Genomic DNA, 23,036 nt, shown 5'->3' with positions numbered 1-23,036 from the left:
GCGGAGCGGGGGCAGGCTTGGGGGTCCGTCGAGAGCCTGAGGAGTGGGTGTGCAGTTCGTCTTCTTCATGACCCTGCCGGGCCTGGTCGTGGCGCTCACCGTGCTGGCCTTCGTCGACCAGCTGCTGCTCCGGGCGGGGCGGGCCGGCGTCCTGCCCTGGCGGAACGCGGGGCGGCAGGGGCAGGTCTCCGCGACCGGCTTCGAGCAGCTGCACGCCGCCCTGTCCCCGGGCAAGCAGCACGAGCTGAAGGAGCGGCAGAGCTCGCTGGTGATGCGGGACGACGAGGAGGACGGGGCGCCGCCCAGGTCCACGGTCGACCTGGGCGCGGGCAAGGCGGTCATCCGGATTCCGGGAGCCGGCGGGTGAGAGCGGACGCGGGCTGGTGAGGCCGGGCTCGGCGAGCGGGTGAGCGCGGGAGCCGGGCGGTTGCCGACGGGTGCTCGCGGGCTGGGCCGACGTGGCCGGGGTCGTCATGGGCCGCCCCTAGGGGTGTGATCAGGGTCCGTCTCCACCCACGGGCTCTGTCGGCCGGAGCCGTCGCGGGCTACCTTCGCAGCGTGGCGATGTTCCGACTTCAGGGCAGCAAGGTGCTCGCCGTCGAGATGACCGGGGACGCCGTGAAGGCGAAGAACGGCTCGATGGTCGCGTACGACGGACAGATGGCGTTCAAGAAGCTCAGCGGCGGCGGTGAGGGCATCCGGGGGATGGTCACCCGGCGGATCACCGGTGAGCAGATGACGGTGATGGAGGTGAGGGGGCAGGGGACCTGCTGGTTCGCCGACCGCGCCTCCGAGATCAACCTCGTCGGCCTCCAGGGCGACAAGCTGTTCGTGGAGTCGAGCAACCTGCTCGCGACCGACGGCGGCCTGCGGACGGGCACGACCTTCACGGGCCTGCGGGGCGCCTCGCAGGGCAACGGGCTGTTCACGACGACCGTGGAGGGCCACGGCCAGGCGGCGATCACCTCGGACGGCCCGGCCGTGGTGCTGCGGGTCAGCCCGCAGTTCCCGCTGAGCGTGGACCCGGGCGCGTACATCGCGCACCAGGGAAATCTGCGGCAGTCCTTCCAGTCGGGTGTGACGTTCCGCACGCTGATGGGCGAGGGCGGCGGCGAGGCCTTCCAGATCCGCTTCGAGGGCGACGGCCTGGTGTACGTCCAGCCCAGCGAGCGGAACACGATCGCGGGGGACGTCTGAGATGACCTTCCGGGAGCTCAACTCGAAGATGGTCGAGGCGACCGTCGCGCCGGGGCAGCGGCTGTTCAGTCAGCGCGGGGCGATGCTCGCCTACCGGGGCGAGGTGTCCTTCACGCCCAACATGAGCGGCGGGCAGGGCGGGATCATGTCGATGATCGGACGCCGGGTGGCGAACGAGGCGACCCCGCTGATGACGGTCGAGGGCAGCGGCACCGTGCTGTTCGGGCACGGCGGCCATCACGTCCAGGTGATCAACCTCGCCGGCGACACCCTCTACGTGGAGGCGGACCGCCTCCTGGCCTTCGAGGGCACGCTGGAGCAGGGCACGATGTTCATGGGCTCGCAGGGCGGCGTCATGGGCATGGTCCGCGGCCAGGTGACCGGCCAGGGCCTGTTCACCACCACGCTCAAGGGCCACGGCGCGGTGGCGGTGATGGCGCACGGCGGGGTCATCGAGCTGCCCATCACCCCGCAGCGCCCGGTCCATGTCGACCCGCAGGCGTACGTCGCCCACCACGGCGAGGTGCGCAACAAGCTGTCGACCGCGCTCGGCTGGCGGGACATGGTGGGCCGCGGCTCAGGCGAGGCCTTCCAGCTGGAGCTCAGCGGCAGCGGCGCGGTGTACGTCCAGGCCTCGGAGGAGAAGCTGTGAGCCACCACCCGGGCGCGGGCCCGACCGTCCACGACCCGACGACACTCCCCTCCGACGACAACGTCAACAATTACACCTTCTGCGTGGAGCTCAAGGGGAGCCAGTGGTTCCTGCAGAAGGGGAAGATGATCGCCTACTACGGCTCGATCGACTTCAACGGCATCGGGCACGGCCGACTCGACCGACTTGTCCGTACGTCCTTCCATTCGCCTCTGCACGCGAGCGACTGGGTCGTGGCGGAGGGTTCCGGCAAGATGCTCCTCGCCGACCGGGCCTTCGACGTCAATTCGTACGACCTCGAAGACGGCAACCTGACCATTCGCTCGGGCAACCTGCTCGCTTTTCAGCCAACTCTTGCCCTCAAACAGTCGATCGTCCCGGGTTTTCTGACACTGATCGGAACCGGAAAGTTCGTCGCCGCATCTAACGGTCCGGTGGTGTTCATGGAACCGCCGATCCGGGTGGATCCTCAGGCACTGGTCGGCTGGGCCGACTGCCCGTCGCCGTGCCATCACTACGACCACGGCTACATGACCGGCCTGATGGGCGGCCTACGTGCGATGACGGGCCTCGGTGGGGCCTCCGGGGAGGAGCACCAGTTCGAGTTCGTGGGCGCCGGCACCGTCCTGCTCCAGTCGTCCGAGACGCTGATGGCGGAGCAGGCGACGGGAGCGGTCCCGCACCAGGCCGGAGTGCCCGGTTCCGGGGTACCGTCCACGGGCCCTTCACCGCAATCAGGGGTACCGCGCCTTCCCGGACAGCTGGGAGACCTCCAGCGTCGCTTCGGGCTGTGAGCGGTAGTCTGCGGAGTGTGACGTCGAACGTGTGCACGCCGTCACGAACAGACCCTCACTAGTTCGCCTTTCAACTTCTTAGGTAGACTTCATTCATGGAGACCGAGACGGCCACGCGCTGGCTGACCGATGCGGAGCAGTGCGCCTGGCGCACCCACCTGGAGGTCAACAGGCTGTTGACGTACCAACTGGAGAAGGACCTCCAGCCCTTCGGCCTGACAATGAACGACTACGAGATCCTGGTGAACCTCTCCGAGTCGGAGGATGTCCGGATGCGGATGAGTGACCTCGCGTCCGCCACCCTCCAGTCCAAGAGTCGCCTCTCGCACCAGATCACCCGGATGGAGAACGCGAACCTGGTGCGCCGCGAGAACTGCGAGTCGGACCGCCGCGGCCTGTACGCGGTGCTGACCGAGCACGGCATGGAGACCATGAAGAAGGTCGCGCCACACCACGTGGCGTCTGTGCGGCGGCACTTCATCGACCTGGTCTCCCCCGAGGCGCTGGCGGAGCTCGACAAGGCCCTGAAGCCCATCGCGGAGCACCTGCGGGGGCAGCGCGGGCGTCCGTGACCCACTGATCAGGCGAGCGGCAGGCGGAGTGCGAACAGGGCTCCGCCTGCCGGCGCGTCGCGGACCGTGAGGGTGCCGCCGTGGCGTGCGGCGACATCCCGGGCGATGGCGAGACCGAGCCCGGCGCCGCCGTCGTCCCGGCTGCGGGCCTCGTCCAGCCGCACGAACCGCTCGAAGATCCGTTCCCGGTCGGCCGCCGCCACCCCGTCCCCGTCGTCGGCGACCTCGGCGACGGCCCAGGCCCCGTCCCGGCGCACGGACACCGTGACCGCCGAGCGGGCGTGCCGCTGGGCGTTGTCGAGCAGATTGCCCAGCACCCGCTCCAGCTGCCCCCGGGACCCGATCACTTCCACAGCCTCCGCCGCGACGCTCACCCCGTCCCGGCCGCGCGCCTCCCGCCGCGCCACCTCCCCGAGGTCGACCCGCCTGGCGCCGGGCCCCTCCCCCGCGTCCAGCCGGGCGAGCAGCAACAGATCGGCGGCGAGCCGCTGGAGTCGTACGGTGTCCTCGACGGCGCCGTCGAGGTCCAGCAACTCCGGATGCGCGGCGGCCACTTCGAGCTGGGTGCGCAGCGAGGCGATCGGGCTGCGCAGCTCGTGGGAGGCGTCGGCGACGAAGCGGCGCTGCCGCTCCACGGAGGCCTCCAGCGCGGCCAGCGTCGCGTTGGTGGTGCGGGCGAGGCGTGCCACCTCGTCGTGCGTGTCCGGCTCCGGCACCCGCCGGGCGAGATCCTCGGACGCGGTGATCTCCGCCATCTCGCGCCGGATGTCCTCCACCGGGCGCAGGGCGCGCCGGGTGACCAGCCAGGTCACGGCCGCCACGACGCACAGCAGCAGCGGGAAGCCGGTCAGCATGCCGGTCGTCGTGGTGGTCACGGCGCTCTGCTCGGCGTCCAGGGACGCGCCGGCGTGGACGGCGAGCAGCCCGCGGTCCGCCGTCTCGACGCGGACGGTGGCGAAGCGGTACGCGTCGTCCTTGCCGTCGATGGTCGCGGAACCGTCGCCGAATTCGGTGTCCTCGTCGATCTCGCCCGGTTCGGGCGAGCTGTCATCGTCCGCGTCCTCCTCGCCGCCCTCTCCCGGCCCACCGCTCTGCGGCCGGGGCGTCACCGCAGCCGTGCCGGTCCCGCTGATCCGCTCCAGGTCGTCGCTCGCCGCGACGAGCGTGCCGTTCGCGTCGACGACCTGGACCGGGTGGTCGTCGTCCAGCTCCAGCCGGTCGAAGGCGGTTCCGACGGCGATCTGGGAGGCGACCTCGCGTGCCGCGCTCTCCGCCTTGGTGTCGGCCTGGTCCGTCAGATGGGACCGCAGCGACAGCAGGAGGGCCGCGCCGGCCGCCGCCAGGGCCACGGCGACGACGAGGACGGCCCCGAGCGTGGCCCGCGCCCGCACGGACCCGAAGAGACGTCTCATCGCTCCTCCGTCTCCAGCCGGTACCCGGCGCCGCGCACCGTCCTGATGAGCCCGGCGCGCAGCTTGCGCCGCAGGGTGCTGACGTAGACCTCGACGATGTTGGGGTCGCCGTCGTAGGCGAAGTCCCACACGTGCTCCAGGATCTGCGCCTTGGAGACCACCTCCCCCGCGCGCGTCACGAGCTGCTCCAGCACCGCGAACTCCTTGGTGGTGAGCGGCACTTCGTCGCCGCCGAGGAAGACCCGGCGGGCCGCGGTGTCGACCTTCAGATCACCGCGCACGACGACGGGCGAGGCCCCGGCGCCGTTGCGCCCGCGGCGGCGCAGCAGCGCCTTCACGCGGGCGACGAGGACGACGTACGAGAACGGCTTGGTGAGGTAGTCGTCGGCACCGGTGTCCAGGCCCTCCGCCTCGTCGTACTCGCCGTCCTTCGCGGTGAGCATCAGGATCGGCACGTCGTGGCCCGCGGCGCGCAGGGCGGCGCAGACCCGGTAGCCGTTGAGGCCGGGCAGCATGATGTCGAGGATCACGAGGTCGTACGACCCCTCGGTGGCCCGGTGCAGCCCCTCCCGCCCGTCGTGGACGACGTCCACGACGTATCCCTCGGCGGTGAGTCCCCTGGCGAGCGACAGGGCCAGCCGCTTCTCGTCCTCGACGATCAACAGACGCATGTGCACCAGGGTGGCAAAGCGAAGCTGAAGATCTCTTCAGGGGGCTTCAGGTTCTCCTCAGCGTCGGTCGGTGATGGTGGGTCACGTCGAGAGCGAAACGAAACGCGACAGACCTGGAGGAACTCGCATGAAGCGCAACATCGTGATCGCCGCCCTCACCGCGACCGCTCTGATCGGGGGCGGCACGGCCACGGCCCTCGCGGTGGCCTCGGACGACGACGCCGCGTCGACGCGGGCGGACGTGCGGGTGGCGGCGGACCGCGACGACCGGAGCGAGTCCGAGGTCACCGCGCGGAGCGGCGTGACGGCCGCCGACGCCGTCGCCGCGGCGCTGAAGCACACGCCGGGCACCGCCGCGTCCGTGGATCTGGACGACGACGGGGCCGGCGTGTGGGACGTCGACGTGCTGAAGAGCGACGGCACGGAGTACACCGTGACGGTCTCCCCGGACACCGGGAAGGTCGTCGGCGCGCACAAGGACGATGACGACGACAGCGACGCCGACGACGACCGTGCCGAGGTCGCCGCCCTCAAGGGCGCGAAGACCGACGCCCGCGAGGCTGCCCTGGCGGCCGCCGCGAAGGGCACGGTCACCGAGGTGAGCCTCGACGACGATGACGACAGCGGGGCGGTGGTGTGGAGCGTGGACACCACCAAGGGCGAGTGGAAGGTCGACCTGGGCACGGGCAGGCTGACGGCGGACCGGGACGAGGACTGACGGGCCGGTGGGTGCGGCTCTGCCCCTGGGGCCCCTGCTTCTCAAACGCCGGAGAGGCTGATCAACCAGCCCGTCCGGCGTTTGAGGACGAGGCCCCTTCAGGGCCGACGGCGGGGGTCTGGGGGCGGCAGCCCCCGGTGATGGGACGGGTAGGGGCGGCGGGGGCGAGCACCCTCAGCCCCGCCACCCCCGCCGCCCCCAGCGCCACACCCCCCGCCACCGCGAAGCACACCCCCAACGGCAGCCGCTCCGCCAGCAGCCCCGCCGCCACCGCCCCCGCCGAACTCCCGGCGTTCACCGCGGTGTTGACCCACGCCCCGGCCCGCGTCCGGAACCCCTCCGGAGCGGCCTCGTCGGCGATCAGGTACGCCGTTGTCAACGCCGGCGCGACGAAGCACCCGGCGCAGGCGGCGGCGACCGCCAGCGCACCGATCCCCGGAGCCAGCCCCGCCGCACACAGCGTCAGCCCCAACCCCGCGGCGAAGAGCGGAAGCCGGACCCGCGCGGACACCCGCCAGTCGACGGCACCGTTCGCCAGTCCCCCGACCGCGCTGCCCGCCGACAGCGCGGCCAGCACCCACGTCACCGTGCCGTCCCCCCGCCCCCGCTCCGCGGCGAACGCGACCACCAGCAGATCCACGGCACTCAACGCGAGCCCCATGCCGGCCGCGACCACCACCGGTTGCAGCAGACCCCGCCCCCGCAGCGAACCCCCGCCGCCCACACGGGACTTGGCCCGCGCCGCGGGCCGCATCGCCGCCACCGCCGGCGACCCGACGAACGCCGTCGTGCCCGCGGCCATCAGCAGCGCGCCCAGCACCACCCCCACCGCCGGTGACGCGACACCGATCACCGCCCCGACCAGCAACGGGCCGGTGACGTACAGGAGTTCCTCGACGACCCCGTCCAGGCTGTACGCGCGCTGCAACAGCCGCCGGTCGTCGACGAGTCGGCCCCACACCGCACGCATCGTCGGCCCGAGCGGGGGCGCGCACGCGCCCGTGGCGGCGGCCATCGCGCCGAGTACCACCGCCGAGGCACCCGGCTGCCGGCTGACCGCGGCGAGCGCGCAGAGGAGCCCGGAGTAGAGGAAGGACATGGGGATCAGGGCCCGCCGGGGGCCGTGCCGGTCGACCAGGGCCGCGCGGTACGGGGACAGGAAGACGGCCGAGGCGCCGAACAGCGCCATGACGACACCGGCCACGGCGTACGACCCGGTCGCCCGGGTCACGGCCAGCATCACGGCGATGGGGGCCACGCCGTACGACAGCCGGCCGACGAGGGCCGAGACGAAGGTGCGGCGGGCATGCGGAACGGACAGCACGGCGGCATACGAGGGCCGCCGCGTGGAGGACGCGGGCATGGGAGGAGTTCCTCTGCGAAAGGCATGAGCAAGGGACGCCGAAGGGCCGCGACGGCTGTGTCAGCGGGTCGCGGGCATAGGCGGGCTCTATGCCAAGAGAAGGAACATGTCGATCAACGTACCAACGTCGACCGTGGGTTGACCAGGGAGTTACCGGTGGCTCAGCCCTCCGTCAGGCCTGCCACCAGCTCGTCCGCCGCCCGGTACGGGTCCAGCTCGCCCGCCACGATCCGCTCCGCCAGGGCGCCGAGGCGGCGGTCGCCGTGCAGGTCGCCGATGCGTTCGCGCAGGGCCGTGACCGCGATGGTCTCCACCTCGCGGGCGGCACGGGCCTGGCGGCGCTCGGCGAGGACGCCGCGCTCCTCCATCCAGGCGCGGTGCTTCTCCAGGGCCTCCACGACCTCGTCGACACCCTCGGCGCGGGCCGCGACCGTCTTGACGATCGGGGGGCGCCAGTCGCCGGGACCGCGGGACTCGCCCAGGCCCAGCATGTGGTTGAGCTCACGGGCGGTGGCGTCGGCGCCGTCGCGGTCGGCCTTGTTGACGACGTACACGTCGCCGATCTCCAGGATTCCGGCCTTGGCCGCCTGGATGCCGTCGCCCATGCCGGGGGCCAGGAGGACGACGGAGGTGTCGGCCTGGGAGGCGATCTCCACCTCCGACTGGCCGACGCCGACCGTCTCGACCAGGATCACGTCGCAGCCCGCGGCGTCCAGGACGCGGATCGCCTGGGGCGCCGCCCAGGCCAGGCCGCCCAGGTGGCCGCGGGTGGCCATCGAGCGGATGTAGACGCCGGGATCGGAGGCGTGGTCCGACATGCGCACCCGGTCGCCGAGCAGGGCCCCGCCGGAGAACGGCGAGGACGGGTCGACGGCCAGGACGCCGACCCGCCTGCCCTGTTTGCGGTACGCGGCCACCAGGGCGGACGTCGACGTGGACTTGCCGACCCCCGGCGAGCCGGTCAGGCCGACGACGTACGCGTTGCCCGTCAGCGGGGCCAGCGCCGCCATGACCTCACGGAGCTGCGGGGACGCCCCCTCCACGAGGGAGATCAGCCGGGCCACGGCCCGCGGCCGGCCTTCCCTGGCCTGGGCCACCAGGGTGGAGACGTCCTGCATCACAGCTCCGATCAGCTCTAACCCTGCGTACGAGAACTCAGGCCTTGGGTACCCGCACGATCAGCGCGTCACCCTGACCGCCGCCGCCGCACAGCGCCGCCGCGCCGACCCCGCCGCCGCGCCGCTTCAGCTCCAGCGCCAGGTGCAGGACCAGGCGGGCGCCGGACATGCCGATGGGGTGGCCCAGGGCGATGGCACCGCCGTTGACGTTCACCGTTTCGGTGGACACGCCGAGATCCTTCATTGACTGGACCGCGACGGCGGCGAAGGCCTCGTTGATCTCGATCAGGTCGAGGTCGGAGACCTCCAGGCCCTCCTTCTTGAGGGCGTGCAGGATCGCGTTGGACGGCTGCGACTGGAGCGAGTTGTCCGGGCCCGCCACATTGCCGTGGGCGCCGATCTCGGCGATCCACTCCAGGCCCAGCTCCTGCGCCTTGGCCTTGCTCATCACGACCACGGCCGCCGCACCGTCCGAGATCTGCGAGGAGGTGCCGGCCGTGATGGTGCCGTCGCGGGTGAACGCCGGACGGAGCTTGCCGAGGGACTCCACGGTGGTGTCGCCGCGGATGCCCTCGTCCTTGCTGAAGACGACCGGCTCGCCCTTGCGCTGCGGGATCTCCACCGGGGTGATCTCGGCCTCGAAGATGCCGTTCTTCTGGGCGGCAGCGGCGCGCTGATGGGACAGGGCGGCGATCTCGTCCTGCTCGGGGCGCTGGATGCCGAGGCGGGTGTTGTGCTTCTCCGTGGACTCGCCCATGGCGATGCCCTCGAAGGAGTCGGTCAGGCCGTCGTACGCCATCGCGTCGAGCATCTCGATGGCGCCGTACTTGAAGCCCTCACGGGACTTGGGGAGCAGATGCGGGGCGTTGGTCATGGACTCCTGGCCGCCCGCGACGATCACGTCGAACTCGCCGGCGCGGATCAGCTGGTCGGCCAGCGCGATGGCGTCGAGGCCGGACAGACACACCTTGTTGATGGTGAGTGCCGGGACGTGCATCGGGATGCCGCCCTTGACGGCGGCCTGGCGGGCCGGGATCTGACCGGCGCCGGCCTGGAGGACCTGACCCATGATCACGTACTGGACCTGGTCGCCACCGATCCCCGCACGGTCGAGGGCGGCCTTGATCGCGAAGCCGCCGAGGTCGGCCCCGGAGAAGGACTTCAGCGAACCGAGCAACCGTCCCATGGGCGTACGAGCGCCCGCGACGATCACCGAAGTAGTTCCGGAAGACATGAGGTGCGATCCCCTTCCAGCTGGACAGCCGAGGAGTGAACGAGGGTTTACTTCGAATGTACTGAGTGGCACTCCGTGCCGTCACCGGCCCGTCAGTGTGATCGCTGGCACGTTGCGTAACCATCGCCCGAGCGCTGCACTAACACCATGCTGACGCGAATCGACCACATCGGGATCGCCTGCTTCGACCTCGACAAGACTGTCGAGTTCTACCGGGCCACCTACGGCTTCGAGGTCTTCCACTCCGAGGTCAACGAGGAGCAGGGCGTCCGCGAGGCCATGCTCAAGATCAACGACACTTCCGACGGCGGGGCCTCCTACCTGCAGCTTCTGGAGCCGACCCGCCCCGACTCGACCGTCGCCAAGTGGCTGGACAAGAACGGCGAGGGCGTCCACCACATCGCTTTCGGTACGGCGGACGTGGACGCGGACGCCGCGGACATCAAGGGCAAGGGCGTACGCGTGCTGTACGAGGAGCCGCGACGCGGCTCCATGGGGTCACGAATCACCTTCCTGCACCCCAAGGATTGCCATGGCGTACTGACAGAACTGGTCACTTCGGCGCCTGTTGAGTCACCTGAGCACTGACCCTCGTACATATGGGCCGGTAGGGTTGGGGGCGGTCGCCCCCGCAACCGGGGTGGCCGCATGCCGGGGTCCGGGTTTCGGGGGGCGAGCGTCGGGGCAGCAGCCCAGGCTCCGCCGTTGATCTGACACCATTCCCCGGGGGCCTCGTTCGGCGGACGGACGGAGCTCGTTTGGCCAGACTTGCGACCAGGGGACGGATGGGACCGCGCAGTGCGGGGCTACGAACGCCAGGAGCGAGAGCCGGCGGCTGACGTCGACCACCTCTCTCGGTTCGAGGCCGAGATGGATCGGCTGAAGACCGAGCGGGAAAAGGCGATCCAGCACGCCGAGGACCTCGGCTACCAGGTCGAGGTGCTGCGCGCCAAGCTGCACGAGGCGCGCCGCACCATCATGTCCCGGCCCGAGTTCTCGGGCGGCGACATCGGCTACCAGGCCGAACAGTTGCTGCGCAACGCCCAGATGCAGGCCGACCAGCTGCGTCAGGACGCCGAGCGCGAACTGAGCCAGGCGCGGGCGCAGACCCAGCGCATCCTCCAGGAGCACGCCGAGAACGCGGCGCGGCTCCAGGCGGAGCTGCACCAGGAGGCGGTCACCCGCCGCCAGCAGCTGGACCAGGAGCTCGCCGAGCGCCGCCAGACCGTCGAGTCGCACGTCAACGAGAACGTGGCGTGGGCCGAGCAGCTGCGCGCCCGCAGCGAGCAGCAGGCCCGCCGGCTCCTGGAGGAGTCCCGCGCGGAGGCCGAGCAGGCCATGGCGGCCGCCCGCGCGGAGGCCGAGCGGCTCACCACCGAGGCCCGCCAGCGGCTGACCAGCGAGGCCGAGGCGGCCCGCGCCGAGGCCGAGCAGCTGCTGCGCCGGGCCCGCGCGGACGCCGAGCGGCTGCTGAACGCGGCCTCCACCCAGGCCCAGGAGGCCACCGACCACGCCGAGCAGCTGCGCAGCTCCACCGCGACCGAGTCGGACGCCGCCCGCCGCCAGGCCACCGAGCTCAGCCGCGCCGCCGAGCAGCGGATGACGGAGGCCGAGGAGGCGCTGCGCAAGGCGCAGGCCGAGGCCGAGAAGCTCGTCACCGAGGCCAAGGCGGCCGCCGAGAAGACCCTGTCGAGCGCCGAGTCGGCCAACGAACAGCGCATCCGTACGGCGAAGGAGCAGGTCGCCCGGCTGGTCAGCGAGGCCACCCAGGAGGCCGAGACCACCAAGGCGGACGCCGAGCAGATCGTCGCGGACGCCCGCGCCGAGGCCGAGAAGATCGTCGCCGAGGCCGCCGAGAAGGCCCGCACGATCACCGCGGAGGAGACCGCCTCCCAGCTCGGCAAGGCCGCCAAGACCGCCGAGGACGTCCTGAACAAGGCGTCCGAGGACGCCCGTAACACCACCAAGGCCGCCGCCGAGGAGGCCGAGCGGATCCGCTCCGAGGCCGAGGCCGAGGCGGACCGGCTGCGCGCCGAGGCGCACGACCTGGCCGAGCAGCTCAAGGGCGCGGCCAAGGACGACACCAAGGAGTACCGCGCCAAGACGGTCGAGCTGCAGGAGGAGGCCCGCCGGCTGCGCGGCGAGGCCGAGCAGCTGCGCGCCGACGCGGTCGCCGAGGGCGAGAAGATCCGCGCGGAGGCCCGCAAGGAGGCCGTCCAGCAGATCGAGGAGGCGGCCAAGACCGCCGAGGAGCTGCTGGCCAAGGCCAAGGCGGACGCCGACGAGCTGCGCCAGACGGCGACGGCGGACAGCGAGAAGGTCCGCACCGAGGCCATCGAGCGGGCGACGACCCTGCGCCGGCAGGCCGAGGAGACCCTCCAGCGGACCCGCCAGGAGGCCGAGCGCCACCGCGAAGAGGTCATCGAGCAGTCCGAGGGCATCAAGAACGACGCCGAGCAGGCCGCGCGCGAGCTGCGCGAGGAGACCGAGCGCGCCATAGAGGCCCGTCGCGCGGAGGCCGCCGAGGAGCTGACCCGGCTTCACACCGAGGCCGAGGAGCGGCTGGCGGCCGCCGAGCAGGCGCTGACCGAGGCCCGCGAGGAGGCCGCGCGGATCCGCCGCGAGGCCGCCGAGGAGAGCGAGCGCCTGCGCAGCGAGGCCGCGGAGCGCATCCGCACGCTCCAGCAGCAGGCCGAGGCGGAGGCCGAACGGCTGCGCACCGAGGCCGCGGCCGACGCGTCCGCGTCCCGGGCCGAGGGCGAGGCCGTCGCCGTACGGCTGCGTTCGGAGGCCGCGGCCGAGGCCGAGCGGCTGAAGTCGGAGGCCCAGGACACCGCCGACCGGGTCCGCGCGGAGGCCCAGGCCGCCGCCGAGCGGCTGGCGACCGAGGCGTCCGAGACGCTGGCCGCCGCCCAGGAGGAGGCGGTACGGCGTCGTCGCGAGGCCGAGGAGACCCTCGGCGCGGCGCGCGCCGAGGCCGACCAGGAGCGGGAGCGGGCCCGCGAGCAGAGCGACGAGCTGCTGGCCGCGGCACGCAGCCGGGTCGAGGAGGCGCAGGCCGAGGCGGTACGGCTGGTCGAGGAGGCCGACCGGCGCGCCACCGAGATGGTGTCGGGCGCCGAGCAGCACGCCCAGCAGGTCCGCGACTCGGTCGCCGGGCTGCACGAGCAGGCCCAGGAGGAGATCACCGGGCTGCGCAGCGCCGCCGAGCACGCGGCGGACCGCACCCGCCGGGAGGCCGAGGAGGAGGCGGACCGGGTCCGCGCCGACGCCTACGCCGAGCGGGAGCGGGCCAGCGAGGACGCGAGCCGGGTCCGGCGCGAGGCCAACGAGGAGTCGGAGGCCGCGAAGGCGCTCGCCGAGCGCACCATGGCGGACGCGATGTCCGAGTCCGAGCGGCTGCGCTCCGACGCCGCCGAGTACGCCCAGCGGGTGCGCACGGAGGCTTCCGACGCGCTGGCCGAGGCCGACCAGGCCGCCGCCCGGACCCGGGCGGACGCCCGTGAGGACGCCAACCGCATCCGCTCGGACGCGGCCTCGCAGGCCGACGCCCTCATCACGGAAGCGCGCAACGAGGCCGAGCGGCTGACCACGGACACCATCCGGGACACCGACCAGCTGCGGCAGGACACCGTCGCCGATGCGGAGCGGCTGCGCCAGGAGACCGCGGCCGAGGCCGAGCGGGTCCGGGCCGAGGCCATCAGCAAGGCCGAGCGGCTCATCGCGGACGCCACCGACGACGCGGAGCGGCTGCGGGCCGAGGCCGCCGAGACGGTCGGCTCCGCCCAGCAGCACGCCGAGCGGATCCGCACCGAGTCCGAGCGCGTCAAGGCCGACGCCCTGGCCGAGGCGGAGCGCCTGCTCAACGCCGCGCGCGAGGAGGCCGAGCACACCCTCGACGAGGCACGCAAGGACGCCAACAAGCGGCGCCAGGACGTGGCCGAGCAGGTGGACACGCTCATCAACGAGACCGCCGCCGAGGCCGACAAGCTGCTCACCGAGGCCCAGCAGCAGGCCCACAAGACCACCGCGGAGGCGGAGGCGCAGGCCGACACGATGGTCGGCGCCGCCCGCAAGGAGGCCGACCGGCTGGTCTCCGAGGCGACGGTCGAGGGCAACTCCCTGGTGGAGAAGGCCCGTACGGACGCGGACGAGCTGCTCGTCGGCGCCCGCCGGGACGCCACCGCCATAAGGGAGCGGGCCGAGGAGCTGCGCGACCGCATCACGACCGAGATCGAGAACCTGCACGAGCGGGCCCGCCGCGAGGCCGCCGAGACGATGAAGTCGACCGGCGACCGCTGCGACGCGCTCATCAAGGCGTCCGAGGAGCAGCTGGCGAAGGCTCAGGCCAAGGCCAAGGAGCTGGTGTCGGAGGCCAATTCGGAGGCGGGCAAGGTCCGGATCGCCGCCGTGAAGAAGGCCGAGCTGCTCCTGAAGGAGGCCGAGCAGAAGAAGTCGGCCCTCGTGAAGGAGGCCGAGGAGCTCAAGGCGGAGGCGATCCGCGAGGCCAAGCGCACGGTCGAGGAAGGAAAGCGCGAGCTGGAGATCCTGGTGCGGCGCCGCGAGGACATCAATGCCGAGATCTCCCGTGTCCAGGACGTCCTGGAGGCGTTGGAGTCCTTCGAGGCTCCCGCGGGGGGCAAGGACGGCGGCGTCAAGGCGGGCGTCTCGGTCGGCGCCCCTCGTTCGGGTAAGCCTTCGGACAGTTAACCGACAGGTTCCGACCGGTCACGACCGGTCGAACTCCGGTGCCGTCTGGGGCGTTTGACCAAGTTTTTGGCAAGCCGTCCGAGGGTTAGCCACTCAAAAGGGGTGTCATTCTCCAGATCAAACACGTATCCGCTCGATGACACACCGCTTCGGCCCCTAGGATTCCCCCTATCACCTCACCGGTCTCATTTGACAGGAACCCCATGAGCGACACTTCCCCCTACGGCTTCGAGCTTGTGCGGCGTGGGTACGACCGCGCTCAGGTGGACGAACGTATCTCCAAGCTCGTCTCCGACCGTGACAGCGCTCTCACCCGCATCACCGCTCTGGAAAAGCGCATCGAGGAGCTCCACCTCGAGACGCAGAACGCCCAGGCTCAGGTAAGCGACGCGGAGCCGTCGTACGCCGGTCTCGGCGCGCGTGTCGAGAAGATCCTCCGCCTCGCCGAGGAAGAGGCCAAGGACCTGCGCGAGGAGGCCCGTCGCGCGGCCGAGCAGCACCGCGAGCTGGCCGAGTCCGCGGCCCAGCAGGTGCGCAACGACGCGGAGTCGTTCGCCGCGGAGCGCAAGGCCAAGGCCGAGGACGAAGGCGTCCGGATCGTCGAGAAGGCCAAGAGCGACGCTTCGCAGCTGCGCGCCGAGGCCCAGAAGGACGCGCAGTCCAAGCGCGAGGAGGCGGACGCCCTCTTCGAGGAGACCCGCGCCAAGGCCGCTCAGGCCGCCGCGGACTTCGAGACCAACCTGGCCAAGCGTCGCGAGCAGTCGGAGCGCGACCTCGCGTCCCGTCAGCAGAAGGCCGAGAAGCGCCTCGCGGAGATCGAGCACCGCGCGGAGCAGCTCCGCCTGGAGGCCGAGAAGCTGCGCACCGACGCCGAGCGCCGCGCCCGCCAGACGGTGGAGACGGCCCAGCGTCAGGCCGAGGACATCGTCGCGGACGCGAACGCCAAGGCCGACCGCATCCGTTCGGAATCCGAGCGCGAGCTGGCCGCCCTCACCAACCGCCGCGACTCGATCAACGCCCAGCTCACGAACGTCCGCGAGATGCTCGCGACGCTCACGGGCGCCGCGGTGGCCGCGGCCGGTTCCCCGGCCACGGACGACGAGCCGATCTCCCGCGGGGTTCCGGCGCAGCAGTCCCGGTAACACCGCCTGACGGCAGCCACAAAGGGCCCGCACCCTCTCCCCCGAACGGTGCGGGCCCTTTGTCGTGCCGGTGACCGGTCGTCGTGCCGGTGGCCGGTCGTCGTGCCGGTGGCCGGTCGTCGTGCCGGTGACCGGTCGTCGTACCGGCGATCGGCTCAAGTGGCAGCGTCCCGGGGGCCGTCTTAGCGTGGCCGCATGATCGAGCTCGAGGGCCTGACCAAGCGGTACGGCGAGAAGGTGGCGGTCAACAACCTGACCTTCACCGTCAGACCCGGCATCGTCACCGGCTTCCTCGGTCCCAACGGCGCCGGCAAGTCGACGACGATGCGGATGATGCTCGGCCTTGACCGGCCGACCGCCGGTGACGTCCGCATCGACGGCAAGCACTACGACCGTCTGAAGGACCCCCTCAAGTACATCGGCGCCCTGCTGGACGCCAAGGCCATGCACGGCGGGCGCAGCGCCTTCAACCACCTTCTCTGCCTCGCGCAGAGCAACGGCATCCCGCGCGCCCGGGTCGACGAGGTGCTCGACACCGTCGGACTGACGGCCGTCGCGAAGAAGAAGGCCAAGGGGTTCTCGCTCGGCATGGGACAGCGCCTCGGCATCGCGGGCGCGCTGCTCGGCGATCCGCGCATCCTGATGTTCGACGAGCCGGTGAACGGGCTCGACCCCGAGGGCATCCACTGGATCCGCAACCTGATGAAATCGCTGGCCGCACAGGGCCGGACGGTGTTCGTCTCCAGTCACCTGATGAGCGAGATGGCCCTGACCGCCGACCACCTCGTCGTCATCGGGCAGGGCCGGCTGCTCGCCGACACCTCCATGGCCGAGTTCATCGAGCAGAACTCGCGGTCGTACGTCCGGATCCGCTCGCCCCAGCGCGAACGGCTCCTCGACGTGCTGCACGGGGCCGGGATCACGGTCGTGGAGACCGGTGCCGGGGCGCTGGAGGTCGACGGCGGCAAGCCCGAGCACATCGGTGAGCTGGCGGCACAGCACCAGATCGTGCTGCACGAGCTCAGCCCCCAGCAGGCCTCCCTGGAGGAGGCGTTCATGCAGCTGACCGCCGAGTCGGTCGAGTACCACGCGCACGCCGACACCCCTGCGGAGCAACAGGCCTGGGGCGACGGCTGGAAGGGGAACTGACCATGGCGGCAGCGCAGGTCGTCCGGTCCGAGTGGACCAAGATCCGGTCGGTGGCGTCCACGGTGTGGACGCTCTCCCTCGCCGTGGTCGTCACCCTCGCCCTCGGCATGCTGATCTCGGCCCTGTCGAAGAACGAGTTCGACAAGATGAGCCGCAAGGACCGGCTCTCCTTCGACCCGACCTTCATCAGCTTCGCCGGGATGAGCCTCGGCCAGCTCGCGATGATCGTGTTCGGGGTGCTGGTGGTGTCCAACGAGTACAGCACCGGCATGATCCGCACCTCGCTGGCCGCCGTACCGCAGCGCGGCACCTTCCTGTTCAGCAAGATCGGGGTCGCGACCGGCCTCTCGCTCGTCGTCGGCCTCGCCACCAGCTTCGTCGCCTTCTTTCTCGGGCAGGCCATGCTCGGCGAGCACCGGGCGCACATCGGCGACGAGGGCGTGCTGCGCGCGGTGATCGGCGGCGGGCTCTACATGACGCTGATCGCGATGTTCTCCATGGGCGTCGCCGTGATGCTGCGCTCGCCGATGCTGTCGCTGGGCATCCTGATGCCGTTCTTCTTCCTGATCTCCAACATCCTCGGCAATGTCTCGGCCACCAAGAAGATCGGCCGGTACCTGCCCGACCAGGCCGGCAGCAAGATCATGCAGGTGGTCACGCCGATCGACGACGACACTCCCTACGGCCCCTGGGGCGGGCTCGCGATCATGGTGCTGTGGGTGGCGGCGGCGATCGCGGGCGGGTACGTGCTGCTGAAGAAGAGAGATGCCTGAGGCTTTGCGGCCTCTTGAATGGAACCGTCAGCGCCCGGATAAGCTCCTAACCCTTACGGGGGCGTGCGCCCTGCTGTCCTGAACCTTTCGATGGGTGCGGAGCATGATCGAGGCAGTCGGCCTGACCAAGCAATATGGCGACAAGACCGCTGTGTACAACCTTTCCTTCCAGGTGCGGCCCGGTGCCGTCACCGGCTTCCTGGGCCCCAACGGCTCGGGCAAGTCGACGACGATGCGGATGATCCTGGGCCTGGACAACCCCACCTCGGGGCAGGTGACGATCGGCGGCTACCCGTACCGCAAGCTGCCGAACGCCCCCCGCCAGGTCGGTGCGCTCCTCGACGCCAAGGCGGTCCACGGCGGCCGGCACGCCCGCAACCACCTCCTGTGCCTCGCCCAGCTCTCCGGCATCCCGGCCCGCCGGGTGGACGAGGTGCTCGGTGTCGTCGGCCTCCAGGACGTGGCGCGGAAACGTTCCAAGGGCTTCTCCCTCGGCATGGGCCAGCGGCTCGGCATCGCCGCCGCGCTCCTCGGCGACCCGCAGGTCCTGCTCTTCGACGAGCCGGTCAACGGCCTCGACCCCGAGGGCATCCTCTGGGTGCGCAACCTGATGAAGGCGCTGGCGGCGGAGGGCCGTACGGTCTTCGTCTCCTCGCACCTCATGAGCGAGATGGCGCTGACCGCCGACCACCTGATCGTCATCGGGCGCGGCCAGCTGCTGGCCGACATGAGCGTGAACGACTTCATCGCGGCGAACTCCGCCGGCTTCGCGCGGGTCCGCACGCCCGACACCGAGCCGCAGCTGCGCGAGAAGCTGACGTCCGCGCTGACCGAGGCCGGCGGCCATGTGCTGCCCGAGCAGGACGGCGCCCTGCGGATCACCGGGCTCCCGCTCCCCCGCATCAGCGACATCGCCCACGAGGCCGACGTACGGCTGTGGGAGCTGTCGCCGCACTCCGCCTCGCTGGAGGAGGCGTACATGCGGATGACGCAGGCGGCCGTCGACTACCGCTCGACGATCGACCAGAAGGCGGGCCTCATGCAGCCCCTGCCGCCCGGCGCCCAGCCCCCGATGCCGGTCCCCGGCCAGGGCCAGCCCGGCTGGTACGCCCCACCGCCGCCCCAGCAGCAGTTCGCTCCGCAGGGTCAGCCCGCCACAGGCCCGTACGGCACCTCCCAGCCGCCTGCGGGGCCGTACGGCACCCCGGCCGCCCCGGGCGCCCCCGGTACCGCCGCCCAGCCGCCCGCCGGCCCCTACGGCGCCCAGGCCCCGGCCGCTGCGACCGCCGCGAACCCGTACGCCCCCGCGGCCCCGCAGACGGCCCCGGCCGACGCTGCCGCCCCGCAAGCCCCCGGCCCCACCCAGCAGCCCGCGGCGGCCCCGGCTCCGGCAGGCGCCCCGACCGGCTCCGCGCCGCAGCCTTCCACGGGCGCCCCGGCCTCGGCCCCGGCCGCCCCCGCGCAGCCCGCCGCCCCGGCCCCCGCGCCCCCCGCCGGTGCCGCCCCGACCCCGTCCGCCGCCGACCTGACCAAGCCCGAGGACACCCGATGAGTACGCCCCAGCCTCCGATGCCGCAGGCCGCCGTGCCCCAGCCTCAGCCTCAGACGGCGCAGGCGCCCCACTGGCAGTCGGCGCCCGCCGGCTCGTACCCGACGTACACGTCTCCGATCCCGGTGGTGCGCACGCACCTCGGGCACGCGATCGCCTCGGAGTGGACGAAGATCCGCTCCGTGCGGTCGACGATGTGGACGCTCGGGGTGTTCGTCCTGCTCGTCGTCGGGATCGGTCTGCTGGCCGCCGCGGTGGTGGGGAGCAGCGCCGGCGAGACCGACCTGGCCGGGGAGAACCCGCTGTCGTTCGGCTTCTTCGGACTGCTGCTCGGCAGCATGTGCGTCATCACGCTCGGCGTGCTGACCACCGCCTCCGAGTACGGCACCGGCATGATCCGCACCACCATGACCGCGTGCCCCAACCGGGTGCGGGTGCTGGCGGCGAAGTCGATCGTGTTCTTCTCCGTCGCCTTCGTGGTGACCTTCGCCTCGGCGCTCCTGGTCGCCCTCGCGGACGTGGCCCTGCTGGACAGCAGCGGCGTGCGGGACCCCTCCGGCAGCGAATGGCTCAAGGGCACCCTCGGCATCTCGCTCTACATCGCGCTGCTCGGGCTGCTCTCGCTCGTCATCGGCTCGATCATCCGGCACTCGGCGGGCGCGATCACCATCATGATCGGCGTGGTGCTGGCCCCGCTGGTCATCGCGCTGTTCATGTTCTCGTCCTCGCTGGAGAAGCTGCGCGAGGCCCTGTTCGAGTACTCGATCCCGAACCAGCTGAGCGTCTTCTACTCCAACTCGCTCACTGAGTCCGGCCCGTCCGGCTGGGACCCGCTGTGGATCATGCTCGGCGTGACGGCGGCCGCGTTCGCCGGTGCCTGCGTGCTGCTGCAGAAGCGGGACGTCTGACCCGACGAGCAGCCTAGAACTTCGGCGCGTTCCTGGACCGCTGCACCCGCGTGGTGCGGCGGTCCTTCGCGTTCCAGCACGCCTTGTGCCAGTGCCGGCGCTCGTCGACCCCGGAGTGGTCCGGCCAGGCCACCACGTGCGGGACGCCGTCCGGGATCAGCTGGTCGCAGCCCGGGCAACGGTAGGACTTGCCCTGGGAACTCGCGCCCGCCACATGGCGGACGTTCCACTCCTCGCCCTGCCAGCTCTCAGTGGACTGCCAGCCGCCGTACCGGCCGGACCGGTCGTCCTCGGCACTCCGGCCGGAATCGGAACCCTTGGGTCGGTTGCGACGCGGGGACACGGAACACCTCTCGGGGCTATACAGGAAGCACGGCGTGTCCAGCCTACGCGGCGCGGACAGGGGTACGCGAAGAGCACCAACCCCCACAAGTCCCCCTCGCGGACGCGGCATTCGGCAGACAATCCGCAAATCTCTTCGCCAGGCCGTGTCCTCGGCACGTGTCAGACGGTTATGCCGGGTGGGGGAGCTCCGCGTCGGAGCCAAGGAAGCAGGAAAAGCACATGCGCGTTGGAAGTTTCGTGTTGGCGGCCCAGTTCCCGGGGCAGGGCCAGGGGGAGGCGCTGCACCGCGCGGTCCGCTCGGCCGAGGTCGCCGAGGAAGCGGGCCTGGACTCGGTCTGGCTGGCCGAGCACCACTTCGTGCCGTACGGCACCTGCCCGTCGGCGATCACCCTGGCCGCGTTACTCCTGGGCCGCACCCGCCGGCTCCGCGTCGGCACCGCCGTCAGCGTGCTGCCCACCGCCCACCCGGTGGCCCTGGGCGAGCAGGCCGCGCTGCTGCACCTCACCTCGGGCGGGCGCTTCTCGCTGGGTGTCGGGCGCGGCGGGCCGTGGGTCGACCTGGAGGTGTTCGGGTCGGGGCTCGCGGCCTACGAGAAGGGGTTCCCGGAATCACTCGATCTGCTGGTGCGCTGGCTGCGCGACGCGTCGGTGTCGGCCGACGGCGAGCGCTACCGCTTCCGCGAGGTCCCCGTCGTACCGCGGCCTTCGGAGGCACTGACAGAGGCGGACGGCCCCGAGGTGATCGTCGCCTGCACCTCCCCGGCGAGTGTGCGGCTGGCGGCCGAGCGCGGGTTGCCGATGCTGCTCGGGATGCATGTCGGGGACGAGGAGAAGGCGGAGATGGTCGGCCTGTGGCGCAGGCACGCGCGTGCGGCGGGCCGTTCGCCGGACGAGATCGCGCAGGCGGCCCATGTCTCGGCCGGTGTCTGCCAGATCGCGGACAAGCGCACGGACGCCGTGGAGGCGTTGGTGAAGGCGATGCCGGGCTGGCTGCGCCAGGGCCTGGAGGCCCATGTGACGGTCGACGGCCGCCATCGCTCGATGCGCGACCCGGTGGCGTACACCGAACTGCTCTGCGGGCTGCACCCGGTGGGCACCCCCCGGCTGTGCGCCGACCGGCTCGCCGCCACCAGCGAGCGGACCGGCATCTCCCGCTTCGCCCTGCTCGTCGAGGGCTCGGGAGACCTCGCGGCCACCGAGGAGAACGTACGGCGGCTGGGTGCCGAGGTGCTCCCCCACCTCGGCTGACCGTGGGCCCCGCGCAGAGCTTGCCGCCCCTGTACTGAATGCACCTCCCGCGTACGGAGCGGCAAGCGAACGGCTCGCTGCGTCAGCAGTCCCGGAACTCCGGGGACTGGTTCAGCAGTTGACTGCGGACCGAGGTGAAGCGGGCCAGCGTCTCGTCCACCGAGGCGTCCAGCGGGAACACCGCCACCCGGTGGCAGTTCTGGAACGCCAGCCGTACCCCGAAGTGCCGTTGCAGCGCGCCGCGTATCGCGTCACTCGCGAGCGCACGCAGCAGCTGACCGCGTGCCTGCTCGTCCGGCGGAGGCGTCTGGTTGTCGGCGAACGCACCGCCGTCGACCTTCAGCTGGGCCACCAGGGAGCTGATCATCTCCCATGCGTAAGGCAGGGAGGTCCGGACGCAGTCGACGAATTCCGCTTCGTCGACCTCGCCTCGCTCGGCCTTCTCGAGTAGGGCCGGTGAGACGTCGAGCGACATGGGTTCTCCTCTCGCACCCCCAAGCAACAGGGGTTGCCGGACAGATGAGGGAGTCCGCGACGCCGAACACGCTGAGTACATGCCTCGCGACCTCCCGTTTACTACCGTAGGCAACGGACCGTGACGGCACCAGGAGATTGCGTACATAGAGGGCCCCCAATGGGCACACAATCGGCCACAAACGAACACGGGTCGTTCCGGGTGCTACGGGCCGAATCGCTTCGACGGCGGGCCGTCGAGTAGCGTTGCCCACCATGCGTCTCGTCATTGCCCGGTGCTCCGTCGACTACGCGGGCCGGCTCACCGCCCACCTCCCGTCCGCGCCCCGCCTGATCCTCGTGAAGGCGGACGGCAGCGTCTCGATCCACGCGGACGACCGGGCCTACAAGCCCCTGAACTGGATGTCGCCGCCCTGCACGTTGAAGGAGGGTGCGGGCGACGAAGAGGGCGTCTGGACCGTCATCAACAAAGCCGGCGAGAAGCTGATCATCACGATGGAGGAGATCCTCCACGACTCCTCGCACGAACTGGGCGTCGACCCGGGCCTGATCAAGGACGGCGTGGAAGCACACCTTCAGGAGCTCCTCGCCGACCGCATCGAGACCCTCGGCGACGGCTACACGCTCATCCGCCGCGAGTACATGACCGCCATCGGCCCGGTCGACATCCTGTGCCGGGACGCCGACGGCCAGACCGTCGCGGTCGAGATCAAGCGGCGCGGCGAGATCGACGGCGTCGAGCAACTCACCCGCTACCTGGAGCTGTTGAACCGCGACCCGCATCTCGCCCCGGTCCGCGGCATCTTCGCCGCCCAGGAGATCAAGCCCCAGGCCCGCGTCCTCGCCACGGACCGCGGCATCGGCTGCACGGTCCTCGACTACGACGCCCTGCGCGGCATCGAGGACGACAAGCTGCGGCTGTTCTGACGGCGATCGCCTTCGAGGCTCTACGACGACGAGGGCCGGGTTCCTGACAGGAACCCGGCCCTCACTGCCGGCGCACGCGC

At 71.5% G+C, this 23,036-nt stretch carries 22 protein-coding genes; 15 read left to right on the top strand and 7 right to left on the bottom strand.

Annotated elements, in window-relative coordinates:
- The first annotated feature begins 49 nt into the window (after positions 1 to 49).
- The 5 genes from ACFUO4_RS23610 (at position 50) to ACFUO4_RS23590 (ending at position 3,215) form a co-directional block, all read left to right on the top strand.
- On the top strand, positions 50 to 367 hold the full coding sequence (locus ACFUO4_RS23610) for a DUF6191 domain-containing protein (RefSeq protein ID WP_079311663.1): 318 nt from the start codon (positions 50 to 52) through the stop codon (positions 365 to 367).
- Positions 368 to 564: 197 nt separating this feature from the next.
- Complete coding sequence (locus ACFUO4_RS23605; protein WP_079311662.1) at positions 565 to 1,197, top strand: AIM24 family protein; 633 nt, start codon at positions 565 to 567, stop codon at positions 1,195 to 1,197.
- A 1-nt stretch (position 1,198) separates the two neighbouring features.
- The gene (locus ACFUO4_RS23600; RefSeq protein ID WP_079311661.1) at positions 1,199 to 1,849 is read left to right on the top strand and encodes an AIM24 family protein; all 651 of its coding nucleotides are present in this window, start codon (positions 1,199 to 1,201) and stop codon (positions 1,847 to 1,849) included.
- Positions 1,846 to 2,643, top strand: coding sequence for an AIM24 family protein (locus tag ACFUO4_RS23595; protein WP_383487763.1), 798 nt, complete (start codon positions 1,846 to 1,848; stop codon positions 2,641 to 2,643). Before ACFUO4_RS23600 ends, ACFUO4_RS23595 begins: the two co-directional genes overlap by 4 nt.
- Before the next feature lie 95 nt (positions 2,644 to 2,738).
- Positions 2,739 to 3,215 carry a MarR family winged helix-turn-helix transcriptional regulator gene (locus tag ACFUO4_RS23590; RefSeq protein WP_079311659.1) on the top strand — a complete coding sequence of 159 codons (477 nt, stop codon included), beginning with the start codon at positions 2,739 to 2,741 and terminating at the stop codon, positions 3,213 to 3,215.
- 8 nt (positions 3,216 to 3,223) lie between these two features.
- Here ACFUO4_RS23590 and ACFUO4_RS23585 read toward each other — a convergent pair whose 3' ends face one another.
- On the bottom strand, positions 3,224 to 4,627 hold the full coding sequence (locus ACFUO4_RS23585) for a sensor histidine kinase (RefSeq protein ID WP_383487760.1): 1,404 nt from the start codon (positions 4,625 to 4,627) through the stop codon (positions 3,224 to 3,226).
- Entirely contained in the window at positions 4,624 to 5,298 is a 675-nt protein-coding gene (locus ACFUO4_RS23580; RefSeq protein WP_383487757.1) for a response regulator transcription factor, read from the bottom strand. Before ACFUO4_RS23580 ends, ACFUO4_RS23585 begins: the two co-directional genes overlap by 4 nt.
- A gap of 127 nt (positions 5,299 to 5,425) precedes the next feature.
- Here ACFUO4_RS23580 and ACFUO4_RS23575 point away from each other — a divergent pair, with 127 nt between their 5' ends.
- On the top strand, positions 5,426 to 6,016 hold the full coding sequence (locus ACFUO4_RS23575; protein ID WP_383487754.1) for a PepSY domain-containing protein: 591 nt from the start codon (positions 5,426 to 5,428) through the stop codon (positions 6,014 to 6,016).
- Positions 6,017 to 6,077: 61 nt separating this feature from the next.
- Here the strand turns inward: ACFUO4_RS23575 and ACFUO4_RS23570 are convergent, their stop codons facing one another.
- The 3 genes from ACFUO4_RS23570 to ACFUO4_RS23560 all read right to left on the bottom strand — a co-directional run bounded on the left by ACFUO4_RS23570 (position 6,078) and on the right by ACFUO4_RS23560 (position 9,731).
- Entirely contained in the window at positions 6,078 to 7,379 is a 1,302-nt protein-coding gene (locus tag ACFUO4_RS23570) for an MFS transporter (protein ID WP_383487752.1), read from the bottom strand.
- A 161-nt stretch (positions 7,380 to 7,540) separates the two neighbouring features.
- Complete coding sequence (gene meaB, locus ACFUO4_RS23565) at positions 7,541 to 8,497, bottom strand: methylmalonyl Co-A mutase-associated GTPase MeaB (protein WP_383487749.1); 957 nt, start codon at positions 8,495 to 8,497, stop codon at positions 7,541 to 7,543.
- 37 nt (positions 8,498 to 8,534) lie between these two features.
- Positions 8,535 to 9,731, bottom strand: a complete 1,197-nt coding sequence (locus ACFUO4_RS23560) for an acetyl-CoA C-acetyltransferase (protein WP_079311655.1) — start codon at positions 9,729 to 9,731, stop codon at positions 8,535 to 8,537.
- A gap of 147 nt (positions 9,732 to 9,878) precedes the next feature.
- Here ACFUO4_RS23560 and mce point away from each other — a divergent pair, with 147 nt between their 5' ends.
- From mce to ACFUO4_RS23525, 7 genes are all read left to right on the top strand, one after another.
- Complete coding sequence (gene mce / locus ACFUO4_RS23555; RefSeq protein ID WP_079311654.1) at positions 9,879 to 10,319, top strand: methylmalonyl-CoA epimerase; 441 nt, start codon at positions 9,879 to 9,881, stop codon at positions 10,317 to 10,319.
- Positions 10,320 to 10,529: 210 nt separating this feature from the next.
- Complete coding sequence (gene scy / locus ACFUO4_RS23550) at positions 10,530 to 14,441, top strand: polarized growth protein Scy (RefSeq protein ID WP_383487744.1); 3,912 nt, start codon at positions 10,530 to 10,532, stop codon at positions 14,439 to 14,441.
- Between the two features lie 203 nt (positions 14,442 to 14,644).
- The gene (locus tag ACFUO4_RS23545) at positions 14,645 to 15,583 is read left to right on the top strand and encodes a cellulose-binding protein (RefSeq protein ID WP_079311652.1); all 939 of its coding nucleotides are present in this window, start codon (positions 14,645 to 14,647) and stop codon (positions 15,581 to 15,583) included.
- Between the two features lie 195 nt (positions 15,584 to 15,778).
- Complete coding sequence (locus ACFUO4_RS23540) at positions 15,779 to 16,732, top strand: ABC transporter ATP-binding protein (protein WP_383487741.1); 954 nt, start codon at positions 15,779 to 15,781, stop codon at positions 16,730 to 16,732.
- A 2-nt stretch (positions 16,733 to 16,734) separates the two neighbouring features.
- A complete protein-coding gene (locus tag ACFUO4_RS23535; RefSeq protein WP_079311650.1) occupies positions 16,735 to 17,505 on the top strand; it encodes an ABC transporter permease in 771 nt (256 codons plus the stop codon).
- A gap of 103 nt (positions 17,506 to 17,608) precedes the next feature.
- On the top strand, positions 17,609 to 19,057 hold the full coding sequence (locus tag ACFUO4_RS23530) for an ABC transporter ATP-binding protein (RefSeq protein ID WP_383487737.1): 1,449 nt from the start codon (positions 17,609 to 17,611) through the stop codon (positions 19,055 to 19,057).
- On the top strand, positions 19,054 to 19,962 hold the full coding sequence (locus tag ACFUO4_RS23525; RefSeq protein ID WP_383487734.1) for an ABC transporter permease: 909 nt from the start codon (positions 19,054 to 19,056) through the stop codon (positions 19,960 to 19,962). The genes ACFUO4_RS23530 and ACFUO4_RS23525 overlap by 4 nt, the downstream gene beginning before the upstream one ends.
- Before the next feature lie 13 nt (positions 19,963 to 19,975).
- Here ACFUO4_RS23525 and ACFUO4_RS23520 read toward each other — a convergent pair whose 3' ends face one another.
- Entirely contained in the window at positions 19,976 to 20,305 is a 330-nt protein-coding gene (locus ACFUO4_RS23520) for a hypothetical protein (protein ID WP_059192308.1), read from the bottom strand.
- 221 nt (positions 20,306 to 20,526) lie between these two features.
- Here ACFUO4_RS23520 and ACFUO4_RS23515 point away from each other — a divergent pair, with 221 nt between their 5' ends.
- Complete coding sequence (locus ACFUO4_RS23515) at positions 20,527 to 21,555, top strand: LLM class flavin-dependent oxidoreductase (RefSeq protein ID WP_079311039.1); 1,029 nt, start codon at positions 20,527 to 20,529, stop codon at positions 21,553 to 21,555.
- 82 nt (positions 21,556 to 21,637) lie between these two features.
- Here the strand turns inward: ACFUO4_RS23515 and ACFUO4_RS23510 are convergent, their stop codons facing one another.
- A complete protein-coding gene (locus tag ACFUO4_RS23510; protein ID WP_059192310.1) occupies positions 21,638 to 22,030 on the bottom strand; it encodes an SCO5389 family protein in 393 nt (130 codons plus the stop codon).
- 254 nt (positions 22,031 to 22,284) lie between these two features.
- Here ACFUO4_RS23510 and nucS point away from each other — a divergent pair, with 254 nt between their 5' ends.
- Positions 22,285 to 22,956 carry an endonuclease NucS gene (nucS, locus tag ACFUO4_RS23505; protein ID WP_079311040.1) on the top strand — a complete coding sequence of 224 codons (672 nt, stop codon included), beginning with the start codon at positions 22,285 to 22,287 and terminating at the stop codon, positions 22,954 to 22,956.
- Positions 22,957 to 23,036 lie beyond the last annotated feature (80 nt).

The sequence above is a fragment of the Streptomyces sp. NPDC057280 genome (assembly GCF_042668605.1).
Classification (GTDB): Bacteria; Actinomycetota; Actinomycetes; order Streptomycetales; family Streptomycetaceae; genus Streptomyces.
This window is presented reverse-complemented; position numbering and strand designations above follow the sequence as displayed.